At 67.0% G+C, this 16,802-nt stretch carries 12 protein-coding genes; 8 read left to right on the forward strand and 4 right to left on the reverse strand.

Annotated features, from left to right (window positions below; genetic code table 11):
- Nucleotides 1-37: 37 nt before the first annotated feature.
- The 4 genes from FRC98_RS11755 (at nt 38) to FRC98_RS11770 (ending at nt 5,016) form a co-directional block, all read left to right on the forward strand.
- Nucleotides 38-1,798, forward strand: a complete 1,761-nt coding sequence (locus tag FRC98_RS11755; protein ID WP_146981633.1) for an ATP-binding protein — start codon at nt 38-40, stop codon at nt 1,796-1,798.
- The gene (locus FRC98_RS11760) at nt 1,773-3,191 is read left to right on the forward strand and encodes an SDR family oxidoreductase (RefSeq protein WP_146981635.1); all 1,419 of its coding nucleotides are present in this window, start codon (nt 1,773-1,775) and stop codon (nt 3,189-3,191) included. The genes FRC98_RS11755 and FRC98_RS11760 overlap by 26 nt, the downstream gene beginning before the upstream one ends.
- A 176-nt stretch (nt 3,192-3,367) precedes the next feature.
- Complete coding sequence (locus FRC98_RS11765) at nt 3,368-4,207, forward strand: OmpA/MotB family protein (protein ID WP_146981637.1); 840 nt, start codon at nt 3,368-3,370, stop codon at nt 4,205-4,207.
- Nucleotides 4,208-4,275: 68 nt separating this feature from the next.
- Entirely contained in the window at nt 4,276-5,016 is a 741-nt protein-coding gene (locus FRC98_RS11770) for a hypothetical protein (protein WP_146981638.1), read from the forward strand.
- 14 nt (nt 5,017-5,030) lie between these two features.
- Here FRC98_RS11770 and FRC98_RS11775 read toward each other — a convergent pair whose 3' ends face one another.
- From FRC98_RS11775 to FRC98_RS11785, 3 genes are read right to left on the reverse strand one after another with little or no spacing between them, the layout of a single operon-like run.
- The gene (locus FRC98_RS11775; protein WP_146981640.1) at nt 5,031-7,058 is read right to left on the reverse strand and encodes an Eco57I restriction-modification methylase domain-containing protein; all 2,028 of its coding nucleotides are present in this window, start codon (nt 7,056-7,058) and stop codon (nt 5,031-5,033) included.
- A gap of 6 nt (nt 7,059-7,064) precedes the next feature.
- On the reverse strand, nt 7,065-8,063 hold the full coding sequence (locus FRC98_RS11780) for a PEGA domain-containing protein (RefSeq protein WP_230467530.1): 999 nt from the start codon (nt 8,061-8,063) through the stop codon (nt 7,065-7,067).
- A 48-nt stretch (nt 8,064-8,111) separates the two neighbouring features.
- Complete coding sequence (locus FRC98_RS11785) at nt 8,112-10,046, reverse strand: serine/threonine-protein kinase (RefSeq protein ID WP_146981643.1); 1,935 nt, start codon at nt 10,044-10,046, stop codon at nt 8,112-8,114.
- A gap of 376 nt (nt 10,047-10,422) precedes the next feature.
- Between FRC98_RS11785 and FRC98_RS21525 the strand changes: the two genes are divergently transcribed.
- The 4 genes from FRC98_RS21525 (at nt 10,423) to FRC98_RS11805 (ending at nt 14,727) form a co-directional block, all read left to right on the forward strand.
- Nucleotides 10,423-10,977 carry a hypothetical protein gene (locus FRC98_RS21525; protein ID WP_230467531.1) on the forward strand — a complete coding sequence of 185 codons (555 nt, stop codon included), beginning with the start codon at nt 10,423-10,425 and terminating at the stop codon, nt 10,975-10,977.
- A 307-nt stretch (nt 10,978-11,284) separates the two neighbouring features.
- Nucleotides 11,285-12,766 carry an adenosylhomocysteinase gene (gene ahcY / locus FRC98_RS11795; protein WP_230467577.1) on the forward strand — a complete coding sequence of 494 codons (1,482 nt, stop codon included), beginning with the start codon at nt 11,285-11,287 and terminating at the stop codon, nt 12,764-12,766.
- 192 nt (nt 12,767-12,958) lie between these two features.
- Nucleotides 12,959-13,837 carry a mechanosensitive ion channel family protein gene (locus FRC98_RS11800; RefSeq protein ID WP_146981645.1) on the forward strand — a complete coding sequence of 293 codons (879 nt, stop codon included), beginning with the start codon at nt 12,959-12,961 and terminating at the stop codon, nt 13,835-13,837.
- Between the two features lie 17 nt (nt 13,838-13,854).
- Nucleotides 13,855-14,727 (forward strand): beta-keto acid cleavage family enzyme, encoded by an 873-nt coding sequence (locus FRC98_RS11805; protein WP_146981646.1) that lies wholly within the window; start codon nt 13,855-13,857, stop codon nt 14,725-14,727.
- Between the two features lie 42 nt (nt 14,728-14,769).
- On the opposite strand, the gene FRC98_RS11810 is transcribed toward FRC98_RS11805, so the two are convergent.
- Nucleotides 14,770-16,779 (reverse strand): proline dehydrogenase family protein, encoded by a 2,010-nt coding sequence (locus tag FRC98_RS11810; RefSeq protein ID WP_146981647.1) that lies wholly within the window; start codon nt 16,777-16,779, stop codon nt 14,770-14,772.
- Between the last annotated feature and the right edge of the window lie 23 nt (nt 16,780-16,802).

Consider the following 16,802-nt stretch of genomic DNA (forward strand, 5'->3'; position numbering starts at 1 on the left):
CTCTGGCTGACCTTTCTTGTTTGCCCACGGTAACGCTATGAATCCAAATGAAAGCGGCATCGCAGGCCTCTCCCAACTCGACCTTCGGGCCCGCGCCGAGGCCATCCTCAGCTCCAGCGACGCGATGGGAACCCCGGCCCGCGATCCTCAAGAGGTGATCCGTGAGCTGCAGCTGCATCATATCGAGCTCGACCTTCAGAATAAGGAGCTCAAACGTTACCAATCCCAGCTCGAGTCGACGCGCGAGCGCTACATCGACCTCTACTTTCATGCCCCCATCGGCTACGCCTCGCTCACTCCGGAGGGGATCATCGATGAGCTTAACTTCATGGCCGCCGATCACCTCGGCCTGACCCGTCAGGAGCTCCTGCGGGCTTCTTTCGGCGAGTTGCTGACCCCGTCGAGTCGCGAGCGTTTTCAGAGCCACCTGGCGCGGACTTTCAGCTCTCGAGATCTGCAAAAATGCGACGTCGTCGCGCGCCTCCCCGACGGGGGCCAGACCCACCTTCGGCTGACCAGTGTCGTGGTCGCTGGCGATGAAGACACCCCGGCCCAATGCCGCACCATCGTGATGGACATCAACGACGAGCAATACGCCGAGCGCGAACGTATCGCGCTTCAGGACCAGCTTCGTCAGGCTCATAAAATGGAGGCGCTCGGCCGCCTGGTCAGCGGCATCGCCCACGACTTCAACAACCTGCTCACCCTGATCATCGGCTACTCCAAGCTGGCCATGAATCAGCTCCCCTCCTCCAACCCCTTCTTCGCGCACGCCCAGCAGATCCACAAAGCGGGCCACCACGCCTCCGAGCTCATCGACCAGCTTCTATCCTTCAGCCGCGAGCGCGCCCCCTCGCCCACCCGCATGGTGCTCAACGAGACCATCCGCGACATCGAGTCGATGCTGCGGCGGGTCACCGGCGATGACATTGAGTTCAACCTCTCGCTCGACGAGTCGCTCGGTGAGACGTGTTTTGACGCCGCGCAGTTCAAGCAGGTGCTGATGAACCTGGTGATCAACGCCTGTGAGGCGATGCCTCAAGGGGGCCGGCTCACCGTGCGCACGCGCAACATTCAACTGCACGAGCGCGCGGCCTCCCGACTCGACATCGACCCCGGCCCCTTTGTGCTGGTCGAGGTCGAAGACACCGGCTACGGCATCCCGGAGGAGGCCGTCTCGCGGATCTTCGATCCCACCTTCACCACCAAGAGCTCCGACAAGACCCATGGCTTTGGCCTGGCGACCTCCCAGGGGATCCTGCGGCAGCACCAGGGGGTGATCGACGTGGTCAGTCAGATCGACAAGGGCACCTCGTTTTTGATCTACGCCCCGCGCGTCGACGCCGCGCGCACCGAAGAGCGCCCGGCTCCCACACCGACGATCCTGCTGGTCGAAGACCAGACCGATCTTCGCCAGCTGGCCACCATGGTGCTGAGCACCGCCGGCTACCGCGTGCTCAGCGCGTGCTCTCCGGCCGAGGGCGTTGAGATCGCGGAGCTTCACCCCGGCGCGATCGATCTTATCCTCACCGACGTGACCATGCCCGGGATGAACGGTCGCCAGCTGGCCGAGCGCGTGCTCAAGACCCACCCCAACGCGCACGTCCTCTACATCTCGGGCCACGATCACGAGTCGGTCTGTCGCGAGCGCGGCATCGACATCGACGCCCCTTTCTTAGAGAAGCCCTTTGCGCCGGAGCGCCTCGTCGAAGTCGTGGCGACGCTGATCGAGCCGCCCCCCAACGCCCCCACACCGAGCTTTGATCACAGCAGTGACCACGCCCCTCCCCCCGGATGAGACATCCCGCAACGCGAGGCAACGCCGCAGGCTTGTCATCGCCGGCGCTCGCGGCGCACTGGGCCGCGCGCTGATTCAACGACTCAACCCCGACTTCGACATCATCGCGCTGAGCCGGCGCCCCGATGAGACCTTGCCTGGGGCAACGACCACACGCCAGGTCGACCTCTTCTCTCGCAAAGAAACCTTCGAGGGGCTCCGCGACACCGAGCTCGCGGTCTACGCCGTCCATCAATCCCGTTTCCGCGCCCGCCTGACCCAGGCCCGCCTCGACGACCTCGACGTGCTCTGCGCCGACAACTTCGGCCGCGCCGCCGCCCATCACGGGCTCTCGCACATCGTCTACCCGGGCTGCGACACCCCGCCCAACGCCGCCCACGACCTGGGCCGCACCCGCGAGATCGCCGACGCGCTCGGCGCCCACGGTGTGCCCGTTATCACGCTGCGCCTCCCCATCATTCTCGATCCGCAGAGCGCGCTGACCCGCCAGGCCCTGGCTCTGGCGAGCCGCAACCACCCTCGCCTCCAGCCTTATTACCATGCCGAGACCGCCCCGATCGCCATCGGCGATGTCATCGATGCCTGCGCGGCGATCCTCGCCAACCCCGACGCCTTCGCCGGCACCTACGGACTTCACGGCCCCGAAACGCTCAGCTTCAAAGCCCTCGTCGAGGCGCTCGCCACACGCCAGCGCCACACACCAGAGTGGCGCGAGCCGGGCCTGCTGGCCTCCCTCACTCCCTCCTCCTCACCGGTGGGCGAGGAGTGGCTCGACATCCTCCAGGAACTTCTGGAGACGCCCACACGGCACCCCCGCACCTTCCCCTTTGAGGACAGCTGCCACCGCGCGCTCACACCTTTAGACGACGCCCTCGACGCCTGCCTCAGCCCCGATGAAGACGCCGGAGAGTTGGCGGAGGTTGCCGCATCGCCGGCTCCGCTGCCCTCGCTCGTGCGCTCGGTGCAACGACTTCCCTTGCCTGCCGGCCGCGACGCCCGCTGGACCGCCCACGAGTACGTGCGCTGGCTGCCCACCGCGCTGCGTTTTCTGATCCGCGCCACTCACACCCACGATGAGAGCGGCGGTTCGGTCGCGCGATTCTTCATCGGCCCGATTCCCTGGCCCATCCTCGAGCTGACGCTGGCGCCACAGGTCAGCACGCCCGACCGTCAACTCTTCTGGATCACCGGCGGAATGCTTGCCAGAAGATCCCAGAAAGGTCGGCTGGAGTTTCGCCAGATCGCTCACACCGACCGTGTCATCGTCGCCATCCATGACTTCGAGCCGCGCCTTCCCTGGGTGCTCTACCGCTTCACCCAGGCCCTCTTTCACCTCTGGGTCGTTGAGCGTTTCAAACGCCACCTGGCGCGCCTCAGCGAGCGCGCGGCGTGAAAAAGAACGTAAAGGCCCGCGTGTCGGCCTTCTCGCGCCCCCCCTTCTGGCGGTACCCTTGACGCTATGTCCCTCCCCTTCCCCGCGCAGATGAAGATGACGTTTCGCCTCGATGGCGAGCTCGCGCGGCCCGGGGAGATCTGCACGTCGATGGTACAACTTGCCAGGAGTACGTCATGCAAAAGACGCTTGTCGCCCTGATCGCCGCCTCACTCTTCGTGGGCTGCGGTGTCCCCAAAGACGAACACGAAGCGATGCTGCGCGATATGGAAAACACCAAGGTCGCGCTGGCCACCACCGAGCGCGAGAAGGCCGAGGTGGAGGAAGAGCTGCGCGGCCAGATCGAGACGCTGGAAGCGCGCATCGCCAAACTCGAGAACGACAAGCTCGCCCTGGAGACCGAGCTCAGCGAGGCCCGCGGCGACCTGGACCTCTATGAGTCACGCGCCGGCGGCCTGGAAGAAGCCCTGGAGGCCTCGCGCGCCGAGCTCGATGAGCTGCGCCGCGCCCGCGCCCAGACCGAAGAGCGCCTCAAAGAGTACCGCAACCTGGCCAGCCGCCTGGCCTCGATGGTCGAGTCCGGCCAGCTCACCGTGAAGATCCGCGAAGGACGCATGGTCATCGAGCTCGCCGACAACATCCTCTTTGACTCGGGTCGTACCGACATCAAAGAAGACGGCCGAATGGCGCTGCAAGAGTTGGCCGCAGTGCTTCAGGAGGTCGATGATCGCAACTTCCTGGTGGCCGGTCACACCGATAACGTGCCCATCAGCTCGGGGCGCTTCTCCTCGAACTGGGAGCTCTCGACGGCGCGTGCGGTCGAGGTCGTTAAATATTTGCAGGAGCAGGGCGTCGATCCCACCAACCTCGCTGCGGCCGGCTACGGGGAGTTTGACCCGGTGGCCGATAACGAAGATCGTGAGACGCGCGCGCTCAACCGCCGCATTGAAATCATCCTGATGCCCAACATCGAAGAGCTGCCCTCGGTGCCCGACGATGTCTTTGAGGGCTCTTAAGCCTCATCTTCGCTGCGAGCAGCGCCGGCCCTGTGCGGCCGGTGGCGCTCGCAGCACCGAGACACCGCATGCGTTTTGCCTCACTGCTCCTCATCGCCCTGACCGGGCTGCTTCTGGCGTCCTGCGCCAGCGTCCCCGACCCGCCTCCCCCCGATCTGGAGCTTGATCGCAACGAGACGGTCACGCGCCTGGCCTCGGTGCACGAGTCCGAAGCGGCGATCATCCAGGATATTGAGCGCCTCGACAGCCTGCTCCTCTCGCTCTCCACGCTCACCAACCGCGAGCGCAGCGAGGCCTTCCCCATCGATCTTTTTCGGCTGGTGGCGGTGGCCTGCCTCAACACCGAGTATCGCGGCAGCGAGGGCACAGCCCCGGTCCTGGCCACCGCCGCGCCGCTGACCTGCCGGCCGGCCCACCTGGATCGCCTCAACGCCGAGATCGCGTTGATGCCCCTGGAAGCGCGCAACGACGCGCTGCGCCTGCTCTTTCTCATCGACCAGATCCGCCTTCTCAAAGGCAGCCTGCGCATGCGCCTGGCGGCGATGCCCGAGCAGATCGCCGACCACCGCGAGTTCATCGCCTCCAGCCGCACCAACGTGCGCCAGATCGAGGCCGACTACGCCCGCCGGCGCACCCTCTTCAGCGCGGCGGGCTGGTCGCAGGTCAACCAGATTTTAAGCGATCAGCGAAGCCTGTTGCGCCAGTTCGACGCCCGCCTCGACGAGCTCACCGCCGCCTACCCGGACTGGCCAGCGCGCGTCGACACCCTGGTCACCGCCGTCTACTTCCGCCTCTCGCGCATGGGCTGAACCCACACGCGCGCTCACCTGGCGAGCGCGTGATGATGGCTGAGCGAGGTGCGCTCAAGCGGCCTCACTGCCACCTGATAGAGCCCGGCGATCTCGGCCTCCAGTGCGCCCTCCAGCTCGGTCAGCTTCGCGAGCAACGCCCGGGCCTGCCCCTCGCTGAGCGCCCGCGGGTCGTAGAGCGCATCGCCCTCCACTCGCCAGTGCAGCGCGCGCACGCCCTCGACGAGCTCGAGCACCAGGGCGGCGATCCGGCGCGCCTTCGCCTCATTCACCTCGGGCACCGGCAGCGCGCGCACGTCGCTGGCCTGAAAATGCAACGTGGGGTTGAGCGCCTTGAGCAGCCGCCGCGCCGGCGCGCTGTTGAGGATGCCCAGGAGCGCGGCGTTGCGCTCCTTAAAGCTCAGGCCCGGCAACCACTGCTCGCGCACAAAGATCGCCGGCCCGGTCATGTCAAAGACACATCCCGGGGGCATCCACCGCGCGTTAAAACGCCCGCCGGCAAAATCGGTGTAGCAGATGCCCTCGCGCCCCACATAGCGCTCGTGGAGCAGGTTGGAGGTGCGGTTGGACGCGTAAAAGTCACGCGCCGGCTCCGACCAATCCACAACCCACTCCCAGTTTCCCCACCAGGGCGCGTAGCGCCCGCCCTTACTGTAGAAACGCCAGCGCCCCGGGCGTGTCTCATCGCCCCCCGCCGCACTCCGGGGCGGCTCGAAGAGCCCGGGGGCGGCGGCGATCTCCGCGGCCTCAACCTCAGCCCAGGGGCGCACGAAGCGGCGGTTGGCGCCGGTCTTGTTCTGGCTCCCGGGCACCTCGGCGATGGCCGAGAGGGGCCGAGCCTCGTCGAACCAGCGCAGAAGCCCCTCGGGCAGCTCATAACAAAACGGTCGACCGGGCACCGAGGCGGCCCGGCTCGCCAGAAAAAGTTGTGGCGCGGTGCGGGCAAAGACCTGCGCCTTGGCAAAAGGATCGCGCGCCCGGCGCAGATCCCAGACGCGCGTGGCCTCATCACACCGCCCATCGAGGCGCTGCACAAACGCGACCACGCTGGCCTTCTCGCCAGTCAACCCCCAGAAGGCCCCGGGGCCCAGGTGTAAAAAGTCGGTCAGCGCGCCGGCGGCCAGCAGCTCGGCGCGCGCGGCCTCAAAACGCTTGAGGTAGAAGATGCCCTGCTGCACCAGAAGCCCCACCGCGTGCGTCGCCACATCCTGACAGCGCTTGATGAAGGCCGCGTAAAGATCGCGCTCAAAGGGCGCGTAATGGGCTTTGAGATGCTCGCGCAGCTCCGCGGGCATGGAGCGCCAGCCCATATAGGGCGGATTGGTCAACACCACCTCAAAGCCCGGGGCGTCGCCGAGGAGCGCGTCGCGGCAAACGATCTGCGCGTCGATCTGGTGCTCCAGCTGCGGGTCGCGCCCTCCCAGCCGACCCGCCACCTCCAGTTTCAGGGTCCAGCGCGCTACCCGGGCTGCGTGCGGATCGAGCTCCCAGCCCCACAGCCTCGTCGCAGCCTCAGCCGGTGCGAGCCCGGCGTCGACGAGCGCATCGAGCGCGGCGAGCAGCATCTGCCCGCCTCCCGCCGCCGGGTCGAGCACCCGAGCGCGGCCGAGATCGGCGCCCTCAAGCGCTTGCCTGGCGAGCGCGTCGGCCACCCAACGCGGGGTGTAGAGCTGGGTGGAGACGGTGGCCGAGTCGTGGCGCTCCCCCCGCTGCACGTGGGCCTCAAAACTCTTAAGCCGTCCGAGCGCCGACCACCCCTGGTGCATCCACCCGAGCACATGAGCATCGCCAAAGAGCGCGTCGGGCCATGTGGAGAGGTCGGCCTGGCATGCGGCGCTCAGGCCATCGCCTGCACCCACACCAGTCTCACTCACCCCGAGCCGGCGCGCGCGTCGCCTGGCCGCAGCCTCAATCAGCGCCCGGTGCCAGCCGGCCTCATCGACCCGCTCGCCGCGGTCGAGCGCGCGGGTCAGCAGCGCCTCGGTGCGCGTGATCACTTCGGCGGCGAGTGCCTGTTCCTGGGTTTGAGGGGGACGGGTCACAGCGAGTTAGAAGCGCCCCTGAATGCCCACACCCATGCCGTCTTCGCCCATCGGACCCACGCCCATGGCGCTGACGCCCCGCTCAGGGGCGGGATCGTCGGAGAGGATCTGCCATACAAAGATCACCCCGGCCGAGGTCAGGGCCACCGCGCCGACGATTGGCGAGGCGATGGCGAGCCCGTTGTAGGTCGCTTCGCGGCGGTCGGCGGCCTCTTTGGCCGCGTTGTTGGCGGCGGTGCGACCGTCAGCGCGGCGCAGGATCTCATCGCCCTCGCGGCCGGCGGCTTCTGCCTGGCTGCTGAAGACCGGCGTGAGCGCCAGCGCACCCACCCCGACCACCGCCAGGGTGACCGGCACCCAGGTCGAGCGCATAAAGGAGGGCTCGGCCGGACCGACGCCGCCCTCGGGCTCCATCCCCAGACGCAGCACCACGGTCTGCCCCTCGGGGACCTGCACGCGCTCTTCGATGGGCTCATACCCGTCAAGCTCGATGAAGAGGGTGTAACTTCCCGCCTCCACGTTGAGATCGATGGGGGTGACCCCGCGCATGCCCGACTCTTTGGAGTCGACGTAGACGCGCGCCCCTTCGGGGCGCGTGATCACCTCAACGGCGGTCTTGGCCCGCGAGGCCAGGCGACGCTCAATCACCGCGATGGTGCTCTCAATGCGGCCGCGCTCTTCGGCCTGCGGCACCTGGTTGAGAAAACTTCGGTAGTACTCGACGGCGCGGGCATCTTCGCCCAGGCGCTCGTAGGCCAGCCCCAGGCGGTAGAGAAAGTCCGGCAGGGGAGCAAGCTCGTAGGCCTCGTGAAAGGTGTCGGCGGCCTGCTGAAACTGCCCGTCGTCATAGGCCGCGCTGCCCTCATCGATAAGCTCAATGAGCTGGACCTTCTCCGCCTCACTCAGCTCTTCAAAGATCTGATCGGGATCGGCGGCAAACGCCGTCGCGCTGAAAAGCCAGACCACCATCGCGGCCAGCGCCGCCCCACACACTCGCATCTTCATGAACATCATCCTGTCACTTAGCCACCGGGTCGCATCCGCGCGCCGGTACTACTCCCCGGAGCGCAGTCGGCGCAACCTGTCGCGCAGCGCGGAGTCGGTATTCGACGAATCGTCCTGGGCCTCGGCGGCCTTACGGGCGCGCTCGGCGGCGCGGGCTTCGCGCTCGGCGGCGGCCTGGCGGGCGGCGGCCTGACGGGCCTCCTCGGCGGCGCGGGCCTCTTCGATGGCGCGCTGGCGCTCGGCGGCGCGGGCCTCCCGCTCGGCGGCAGAATCACTGGCGCTGACCCGCGGGCGCTCGCGCTGCTGCTGACGCGAGGTGGCCTGCTGGCGAGCAGCCTCCTCGGCGACGGCGGCCACCGCAGCGCTCTCGGCGGTGAGCAGGCGCGCAGCGATCATCGCCTCAAGGCCCACGCGCGCGCCGGCGCTCTCAGCGTGCAGCGCATCTTCGGAAGGTTCTGGCGCCGGATCAGCCACAGGCGCCGCCGGGGCCTCTTCTTCGACCACCGCCGCCTCAACCTCGGCGCCTGCGCCCTCATCACCTCCCAGGGCAAACGCGGCCACCGCTCCGCCTCCGAGCAGCAGCACCACCAGCGCCACCAGCAGCCCGGTCCGCGAGCGCGCGCCGCCTTCGGCTTCCATCTTCAGGGTGTTGCCCGAATCACCGCTAATCACCGCCGCCGGCGTTTCGACCTTCGACTCCCCGGTGATGGTATCGGTGCGCCGCTGCCCGGGCGCCTGAGTCGCCGGTGAGGCCTGAAACTGAGGTTGGGTGCTGCTGAAGGGCCGCGCGTCGGCGCCCACCCGCACCCGATCGATGTCGGTGGGGGTGTGGCGCTCGATCGTCGGCATCGACTCCAGCTCCCCCGTCCTCGGAGCCAGACCAAAACCACCGGTCTGCGGGGCCTGGCGCAGCGCCTCAGTGGAGCTGGGGCCGCCGCGGCCGGTGCCTTCAAGATGAGGCATCAGCCAGGGCTCAAAGGCCCCCGTCCCCTGCCGATCCACATCCAGGCGCACCGGCCGAAGTTGATGGCGCATGCGCAGATGATCGATCTCATCGCGCACCTCGCGGGCTGAGCGCGGGCGCTCGGCCGGATCTTTGCTCAGCATGCGGTAGCAGAGCGCCTCGATGTCTTCGGGGAGGCTTCCGGCCGGCAGGATATGGCGCAGCGAGGGCGGGCTCTTCTGCACATGGCTGAAGAGGATCTGCAGGCTGGTGTCGCCGGTAAAGGGCACCATGCCGCTGAGCATCTCGTAGAGGATGATGCCCAGCGCATAGAGGTCGGTGCGTGCATCGATCGCGTGGTTCTGCGCCTGCTCCGGGGCCATGTAGGCCGGGGTGCCGCAGATCATGCCCGTCTTGGTGATCTGCGTGCTCTGCTCCAGGGCGCGCGCGATGCCAAAGTCGAGCACCTTGACCTGCACCGTGCCGTCGGAGACGGGCAGCATCACCAGGTTATCGGGCTTTAAGTCGCGATGAATGATGCCGCGGGCGTGCGGCTCGGTCAGCGCGCCACAGACCTGGTAGACGACTTCCAGCGCCATGTTGACGCGAAAGCGCCCGCGCTCCAGCAGGTCGCCCAGGTTGATGCCGCGCACAAGCTCCATGACCAGGTAGAGAAGATCGCGCTGCCGATCCTGCCCGAAGTCAAAGAGGCTGACGATGTTGGCGTGGCTGAGCTCAGAGACGACCTTGGCCTCGCGAAAGAAGCGCTCCAGCGCCTTCTCGCGGTCGCTCATCTCCGGGCGCAGCACCTTGATGGCGACCTCGCGGTTCACCGAGAGCTGCACCCCGGCGTAGACCGCACCCATGCCGCCCACCCCGAGCAGACGCTCAATGCGAAAACGCTCATCGATGACCTGTCCCAGCAGCGGATCGGGGGCATCACCCGGCGAATCCAGATTAAAAAGACGGCTGCCATCGGAGGGGCAAACCTCCAGATCGCCGTCAAAGCGCTGCTGACATTGTGGACAATAAAGGGTCATTGATGCCTCGGTGCCGCGCGTCTCCCGCCGGGGAGCGCGCGTTCCGCGTGGTTCATAAAAAGCGCCGCAAAAGCGCGGAGGTGTGGCCGGCCTGACACCTACCTCGGGGGCGGGCGTTTTTGAGCTGCGTCGATCGTCGGGCACACCGCGCCCACTCTATGGCGAGGCCCGCTCTGGGTCAATGTTAGCGACATGGCCGGGCCAGCGCACAATCGGGGTTTATGCGGCCCTGAGCCATCCCTCTTTCGTGGGCACCGGCCCTGCCGCCAGGACTTTGAATGCCCGCGCGGGGCGCGCCGTCAGATGCGCACAGACCAACGATGACGCCTGCGTCTCTATTCACTTCGCGTTTCGCAAACCTCGCGACGAGCTGATGATGCCCACGAACCTGCCGATGTTCCCTCCTGTGACGATGCTGCTGAGTGTTGGTGTTGCGCTGCTTTTGAGTAGCTGCGGCCCCCTCTTCGATGGCGAGCCGGGCCCGGGAGATGAGCGCCGCACGCTGGCTCAGGGCTACACCCCCTGCAACGACTTCCCCGAGCCGAGCCGCGGGGTTATCTGCCATCCCTCGCAGTACTGCAGCTCCCAGATCTTGAGCATCTGTCACAACGGCTGCCTCTCGCAGGATAACTGCAGCCACGAGCAGTTCTGCCTGAAGACCGGCAGCCAGCGCGTGGGCACCTGCGTGGACCACGCCACCTACGAAGACCGCCGCCGCGGCGAAGACCTCGAGCCGGGCTACACCGCCTGTGGCGACCCGGATAACCCCTCCCGTTTTGCGATCTGCCACCCCTCCCAGTACTGCTCCAGCGATTATTTCGGGCAATGCAGCAGCGGGTGCCTCTCAGAGCATAACTGCACCGAATTGCAGGTCTGCATCAAAGAGGCTGGCGAGAACGTGGGCACCTGTCAGCACGCCGGCAACCGGTGATCTTCACCTCGGCGCGAACACCACCTGAGTCTGCGCTTTTTCGGCGATGAAGACCGCGATCTGAGGCGCGCGCTTGACAGGAATAAGCACTTTTGGTCAACCCTTTGGCCAGAGTTGCCGGCCGAAGTCTCACATGCTGTTGACTTCGCCTGAATGCTGCACAGGTTTGCGGCACCCAGGCCTTTCGCAATGTGCGCCGGCCCCCAGAACAGCGGAACTTTCGCGCCTCGGCGCGTCCTACGTATACCCACCTCTTTGCAGGGAGCTTCACATGACCAGCTCGCCCGTCGACGCCATCCCCCCCTTCATGAACACCGGCCGCCCGCTCTTGAGCGACGACCCCTTTGTGGTCGCCGACCTCAGCCCGGAGACGGTGGCTTTTGGCCGTAAAGAGATCGAGCTGGCCGAAAACGAGATGCCCGGTCTGATGGCGCTTCGCGAGCAGTACAGCGCCGCGCAGCCTCTTAAAGGCGCCCGCATCATGGGCTCGTTGCACATGACCATTCAGACCGCCGTGCTCATCGAGACGCTGGTCGCGCTGGGCGCCGACGTGCGCTGGGCCTCCTGCAACATCTACTCGACCCAGGATCACGCTGCCGCCGCCGTGGCCATCGGCCCCAACGGCACCGTCGACAACCCCCAGGGTGTGCCGGTCTTCGCGTGGAAGGGTGAGACGCTTGAAGAGTACTGGTGGTGCACCTTCCAGGCGCTGAACTGGCCGGACGGCAAGGGCCCCAACCTCATCCTCGACGACGGTGGCGACGCCACCCTGCTCGTGCACAAAGGCTATGAGTTCGAGCAGAACAACATCACCGCCGACCCCTCCTCCACCGACAACGCGGAGTTCCGCGTGGTGCTCTCGGTGCTCAAAGAGCTTCAGACCCTCGATAAGGGCTACTGGAGCCGCACCGCGCCCAACATCCGTGGCGTGAGCGAGGAGACCACCACCGGCGTGCACCGCCTCTACCAGTCGCAGAAAGAAGGCACGCTGCTCTTCCCGGCGATCAACGTCAACGACTCGGTCACCAAGAGTAAGTTCGACAACGTCTACGGCTGCCGCCACTCCCTGGTCGACGCCATCATGCGCGCCACCGACGTGATGCTCGCCGGAAAGCGCGCGCTGGTTGCCGGTTACGGCGATGTGGGCAAGGGCTCGGCCCAGTCGCTCTCCAGCCAGAAGGCCCGCGTGGCCGTCACCGAGATCGACCCCATCTGCGCGCTGCAGGCCTGCATGCACGGCCTCGACGTCATCACGATGGAGCAGGCCCTGGACATGGGCTACGACATCTATGTGACCGCCACCGGTAACTTCAACGTCATCACCGCCGACCACATGAAGCGGATGAAGCATAACGCCATCGTCTGCAACATCGGCCACTTCGACAACGAGATCGACATGGCCGGTCTCGAAGCGATGCGCGAGCGCGGCGAAGTCGAGAAGATCCAGATCAAGCCGCAGGTCCACGAGTGGAAGTTCAAGGAGACGGGCAACTCCATCATCATCCTGGCCGAAGGCCGCCTGGTGAACCTGGGCTGCGCCACCGGCCACCCCAGCTTCGTGATGAGCGCGTCCTTCACCAACCAGGTGCTCGCGCAGATGGAACTTCACGCCAACGCCGAAGCCTACGGCAAGGACGTTGTCACCCTTCCGAAGCACCTTGATGAGATGGTCGCCAAGCTGCACCTCGACAAGCTGGGCGCCACCCTGACCAGGCTCAGCGACTCCCAGGCCGAGTACATCGGTGTGGAGATCGAGGGCCCCTTCAAGCCCGACTACTACCGCTACTGATTCCGCAGCAGCAGCGCCTCGCGTCGTCGCGATGCGCTGCTGCCTCGACGTAGCATCAAAAACGGCCTCCCTTTCGGGGAGGCCGTTTTTTTATGCCCGCACCTCTTCCCGACCCATCTTTGACATCGTGACGATCGCGGTGAGCTTTGGCGGCGCGAAACCTGAAACCTCAATCAACTTAAGGAGTTCGGTGTGCCCACGGTGTCGTTGATGGAAGTCTTGCAGAAGTACTCCAACGCGTTTTTGGAGATGTTGCCCACGCTGGTGATGGCCGCCCTGGTCTTTGGCGCATTCATCATGCTCTCGAAGCTGGGTCGAAAGGCCGCGCGTAATATTGTGGGGCGAGTGCTCGATGATCCCAGCCTGCAGAGCCTGGCGGGTACGGTGGCCTCGGTGCTGCTGACTGTGATCGGCATCTTCGCCGCAGCCACCATCGTCTTTCCGGGGCTTGAGGCCGGCGATCTGGTCGGCGTACTGGGCCTCTCCAGTGTGGCAATTGGTTTTGCGTTCAAAGATATCTTTCAGAATTTTTTGGCCGGCATTCTGCTGCTTCTGCAGCGCCCTTTCATCGTCGGCGACCAGATCGCAGTCGGCGGTCATGAGGGCACGGTGCGCTCGATCGATATCCGCTCCACCACCATGCGCTCGTACAACGGCGTGGACATCGTCATCCCCAACTCCGACATCTACACAAGCTCGGTGACCGTGCAGACCTCCGAGAAGAAGCGGCGCTCGACCTTCTCCACCGGTATCGGCTACGGCGAAGACATCGAAGAGGCGCGCCGGGTGATCCGCGAGGCCGTCGAGGGCTGTGAGGCCGTGCTGAGCGAACCTTCGGTCGATGTGCTGGTGAGCGGCCACGGCGACAGCTCGGTGAACTTCGACATCTTCTACTGGACTGACTCGCAGAAGCGCAGCGAGGTGCTCGCCCGCGACCAGGTGGCCACCGCCATCAAAGACGCGCTCGATGATGCCGACATCGAGATCCCTTACCCCTACCGCACCGTGGAGTTCTTCGATAAAACCAAGCGCGAATCCTCCACCTCGACCCGCGCCGAAGTCCCGGCCTGAATTGCGGAGCAGCTGCTATGGCCCCAAGCCCCGATACCGTTGTGATCACCTGCGCGCTCAACGGCGTGCTCACCGACCCGGCGCAGCATCCGGTGCCTTATACCCCGGCGCAGATGGCCGAGGAGGCCCGCGCGGCCTACAACGCCGGGGCGTCGGTGGTGCACCTGCATCTTCGTGACCAGGCCAGCGGGCGGCTTCCCTCCTGGGAGGTGGAGCTCGCTCGGGAGGTGGTTGACGCGATCAAGGAGGCCGCGCCGGAGCTTATCCTCAACCTGACCACGGGTGTGGTGGGCGATGAGATCAACGGGCCGCGCGCCTGCCTGGAGGCCATTGAGCCGGAGATGGCCGCGATGAACGCCGGCTCGCTCAACTACCTTAAGGTGCGCAGCAACGGGCAGTGGGCCTGGCCGCCGATGCTTTTCGATAACCCCGTCTCCAAGATCAGCGCGTTTCTGGAGGTGATGCACGCCCATCAGATCGTGCCGGAGTGCGAGTGTTTTGATACCGGGATTCTGCGCTCGCTGGCGATGTTTGAGGCTCACGGCATTCTCAAACCTCCCTACACCATCAGCCTTGTGCAGGGGGTGGCCAGCGGGATGCCCGCCCGCGAAGATCTCTTGCCGATCCTGCTTGATGAGATGCCCCAGGGGCGGCCCTGGCAGTCGATCGTGATCGGGCGAGAGGAGGTCTGGCCGATCCACCGGCGCACCGCCGAGCTCGGGGGTAACCTGCGCACCGGCGTCGAAGACACGTTCTATTTGCCCGACGGCAGCAAGGTCGACGGCAACGGCCCGCTCATTGAGGCGATGGCACAGATGGCCCGGGAGGTGGGTCGGGAGCCGGCGACGCCGGCGGAGGCCCGGGAGATTCTGGGCATCCACAAGCGCTGAGCATCGGAGAGCAACGCTCAGCGCGCAAAACGCCGACGTGCCTCAGGTCGCGTCAACAGGGGCTGCGGAGGCCGCCCGGCGCGCGCGCCGCGCCGCACTGGCCCGCTCCTGGACCACCGCCCCCAGGTGCAGCGCCAGCGCGCCCACCAGCAGCGTCACCGCCCAGGGCTGGGGCCCGGGCGCCTCGGCCAGGGGAGCCAGCCCGTAATAGCCGGCCCACACCTCCCCGCAGACCCCACGCACCGCGCTCGCGAGCGGCGTCACCCCGGCCAGCCCCACGCAGAAGGCCGCCCACACGCCCACGCGCGCCGGGCCCAGCGCCGCCGGCGCTCCGGGCCACCACCCCCGCAGCCTGCGACCCAGCGCTGGCGAGCGACCCAGGAGCACCCAGACCAGCCCGCCGAGCATCAAGGCGTTGAGCACAAGCCCCGCCGCCACAAGCAGTCCGCGCCCGCCCCGAAGATCGATAGCGCGCACCGCGTCGAGCCACCCAAACTCCTCGCGCACCGCCGGCGAAACCTCCAGCTCGGCTGGCGAGTCGATGGCGTGGGCGGCGAGGTGGGCGTCAATGGCGTCTTCGAGCTGGCGAGCGATGGTGTCGCCATCGATGCCCCCCTCCAGAGGTCGGCCTCGGGTCATGGCGAGCTCCTGCACGCCGATGATCTCTCGGAGCTGGGAGCGCGCGCCGGAGTCGGCCAGCCCATCGAGCCAGGCCCGCGCCCCGGGCGCGTTGAGCGCGTCGCTGCCGATCTCAACGGGCGCCTCCCACACAAAGGCTGCGCGCTGGGCGGCGCGGCCCAGCTCTCCGAGGTTCCAGGCGCTGATCGCAAGGAGCGACGCCAGCACCAGCACATCGGCCGCTACCCAGCGACCGCGACCGCGGCCCAGTCCCACCACCGCGCCGCCGCCGAGCATCGCCAGCAAAAGTCCCAGGCCGATGACCAGGTGCTCATCGACCTCATCGACCGCCTCCTCCACCATCGCGCCCGGGCCGGGGCGAGTGAGGTGGGCGACGCTCTCGGCGCCGAGTGCGCGCCAGGCCGCGCGCAGACCCTCGGCGTTGGGCATGGCCTCCTCGGCCTGCTCCAGCACCCGGGCTGCGCTCACTGTGGCGTCGGCCTCATTGACCCGCGGCGCGCCCGCCACGCGGTCCAGCGCCTCGCGCAACCAGATGAACATAAAACTCGCCGCGACCGGGCTGGTCATCGCCCCGGGGCGAACGCCGGCGTCGCGCATCGCTTCCAGGCCGCGCCCCATCGCGAGGTCGGCGGCCGCATCCAGCCCAAAATAACGAAGTCGGGCGCTGGCGCGCAGAAGATCGTACCAGGGCGCATCGCGCTCGGCGGCCTGCATGGCGGCGCTGCGGGCCTCCTCGGGTCGGGCAAGTCGGAGCAGGGCCTCGGCGCGGTAAAGGGCGTAGTAGATGTTGGTGCGGTCGAGCTCGGCGCGGGCGCTCATCGCTTCGAGGAGCGCGCCATCGTCGGGCTGCTCGGCCTCAAGCTCGGGATCGGGGGCCTGCACCGCGCCGGGCTCACGGCCCAGCGCGACCTCCTCGCGCCAGAGGGCGTCCTGCATCGCCCCGAGCGTCTCGGGCCAGGACCAGGGGCCGCCGTAGGCCGCGGCGTTGGAAGAAACGCCGGGGGTGTATCGGAGCGCGGGGGTCGACTCCCCCTCCAGATGCAGCCGCAGATAGGGCGTCTCCCCCTCCCGCACCGCCTCGATCTCGCGCAGGGTCGTGGGAAGCGCCACGCGTTCGATCACCGCGCGCTGCTGCGCATCGAAGACCAGAAGCTCAGCGCGCACCCCGTAATAATAACGATCGCTGAGACGCACCGGCCCCACCGGGCGGCGCCCACCCTGGCGCTCGCGATAGCGGTTGGGATCCCCGTAGAGCGCCGGGTGCTCAAGCTGCACCTCCTCGCCAGCCCCACCCACGCAGCGCACGCCCCCCTCCACCGCCTCCAGCACGCAGAGGCCGGGGGCCGCTTCAGCCTCACTGGCCTCCTCACCCACCTGCGGATCGGCCGCAGCAGAAGCGGTCCACAGGACCATCAGCAACGCCAGGCAACCCGCGC

Source organism: Lujinxingia vulgaris, assembly GCF_007997015.1.
Taxonomy (GTDB): Bacteria; Myxococcota_A; Bradymonadia; order Bradymonadales; family Bradymonadaceae; genus Lujinxingia; species Lujinxingia vulgaris.